Here is a 2,328-nt window from a genome sequence, read left to right as displayed (position 1 = left end):
CTACAGGACTTACTGGGGCTACGGGAGATCCTGGACTCACAGGGGCCACAGGCTCTACGGGGAACCCTGGAATTGCTGGGGTCACAGGTGCTACTGGAGCCACAGGACTCACTGGAGCTACAGGACTCACTGGAGCTACAGGACTTACTGGAGCTACGGGACTTACTGGGGCTACGGGAGATCCTGGACTCACAGGGGCCACAGGCCCTACGGGGAACGCTGGAATTGCTGGGGTCACAGGTGCTACTGGAGCCACAGGACTCACTGGAGCTACAGGACTTACTGGAGCTACGGGACTTATTGGAGCTACAGGACTTACTGGAGCTACGGGACTTACTGGGGCTACAGGACTTACTGGAGCTACAGGGTTCACTGGAGCTACGGGACTTACTGGAGCCACAGGACTCACTGGAGCTACGGGACTTACTGGAGCTACGGGACTTACTGGAACCACAGGACTCACTGGAGCTACGGGACTTACTGGAGCTACAGGACTTACTGGAGCTACAGGACTCACTGGAGCTACGGGACTTACTGGGGCTACGGGACTTACTGGAGCTACGGGACTCACTGGAGCTACGGGACTCACTGGAGCTACAGGACTCACTGGAGCTACGGGACTTACTGGGGCTACAGGATTCACTGGAGCTACGGGACTTACTGGAGCTACGGGACTTACTGGAGCTACGGGAATAAGTTTTACAACTAATTCTATGTTTGCAGGCAACACAATCGGCAGTACAATTGCAGTTTTATTAGGCGGGACAAGTATTCCTCTTCCTAGTAATCAAGATCTCGATGGTTTTACTGTCAATGGTACTAATACAACATTTACAGTTCCAGCTACTGGACGTTATTACATCACATATCAAATTAATCCTACAGCTACTGTACTTGCTGGATCTAGGCTCATTCTAAATGATACAACTCCAATCCCTGGATCCATAATAACTCCAGCTCTTGCTATATCAAGCTACAATAATGATGTTATCGTTTCTTTAGCTGCAGGTAATACGATTACCCTTCAATTGTTTGGTTTAGTTGCTACAGTGGTTTTGACGGGTGGAGGATCTTCTGGAGCTGCATTAACAATTATTCGTTTATCAGGTTAAAGAGAAACTATTCTTAGCTTAATAATTAACATGAATAGTTCTTAACTTGAGCCGTAATAACTCTAAGTTAAAGAAGCAATTAATCATTAGTACAAAAGTGGATAGAATATACAATTAAATATATTTAAATTATGGAGAAGGTGATTTTATGAAATCAACGGATAAATTCACAGACAAAGCTGAGGTATATGCAAAATACCGTCCTAGTTACCCTCGTGAATATATTGAATATCTAATCACTGAAGCTGGGTTACATCAGGATAGTATTATTGCAGATATTGGCTCGGGGACTGGGATATTAAGCAGGCAGCTGATTGAAAAGAGGTTTCCTGTAATCGCTGTGGAACCAAATGATGATATGAGAAGTTTAGCAGAACAATCGTTGAAGCTGGATTCCCGTTTTATTTCGATTAAGGCAACGGCTGAAAACACAACTATAAAGGATAATAGTTTAGATTTAGTTACGGCAGCACAGGCATTTCATTGGTTCGACAAAGAGAAGTTCAAGTTAGAATGTCAACGGATTTTGAAACAGGATGCGAAAGTGGCCCTTGTATGGAACAGCCGGGATGGGTCAAGCGATATAAACAAGGAAAGTGCTGAAGTCTGCCGAAAGTATTGCCCAAATTTTAAAGGTTTTAGTGGTGGGATAGAAGAAACTCCAGTTGTATATCAGCAATTTTTTAAAGATGGAAAATATGATTTTAAGAACTTTAGCAATGACTTGGAATTTGATTTTAATGGATTTTTGGGCAGGTACCTATCTGCTTCCTATTCCCCAAAAAGGATTGACAAGGAGTATAATCTCTTCATTGCTGCATTATCAAATTTATTTGAGAAATACAGCAAAAATGGAAAAGTAGTTATTCCAAATAATACAAGAAGCTATTTGGGCAAAGTGTAATTCTCCAATCGGTGGCATTTCCCTTTGACATACAGTTCATTGCAAAACAAATCGCAGTTAAATGTTGCGGTTAAATTGTAGTTAGAAACGCTGCGTTTGAAGATTATATTAACCAAAGAAAACGTTGGACTAAATATATAAGTTATGAAGATGAAAATATATCGAAACTCTACAATGTTAAGTAAATAGCAAAATACTTTCGTAGTAATAATTTTTATATTTACATACCTTGTAGAAAAATGTTCTATTCGTCGTCACTTAGCGCAAATAAATAAGAAAATGAACTAAGAGCAGACCTTTATTATAGGAGGG

The 2,328-nt window shown here is 41.5% G+C and carries 2 protein-coding genes; both read left to right on the top strand.

Translation table 11 applies throughout. From position 1 onward, the window contains the following. On the top strand, window positions 1–1,112 hold a 1,112-nt coding region (locus tag AC1VNJ_RS26790; protein ID WP_482641633.1), incomplete at its 5' end, for a BclA C-terminal domain-containing protein. 148 nt (window positions 1,113–1,260) lie between these two features. Further along, on the top strand, window positions 1,261–2,016 hold the full coding sequence (locus tag AC1VNJ_RS26785) for a class I SAM-dependent methyltransferase (protein ID WP_482641632.1): 756 nt from the start codon (window positions 1,261–1,263) through the stop codon (window positions 2,014–2,016). The last annotated feature ends 312 nt before the right edge of the window (window positions 2,017–2,328 follow it).

Source organism: Priestia sp. 3CA3, assembly GCF_056836725.1.
The sequence above is the reverse complement of the archived record's forward strand: the minus strand, read 5'-3'. Positions and strand labels throughout refer to the sequence as shown.

Bases quoted from the DNA above. Each gene is read 5' to 3' on its own strand.
- AC1VNJ_RS26785 (WP_482641632.1), top strand. From the start codon at position 1,261: ATGAAATCAACGGATAAATTCACAGACAAAGCTGAGGTATATGCAAAA.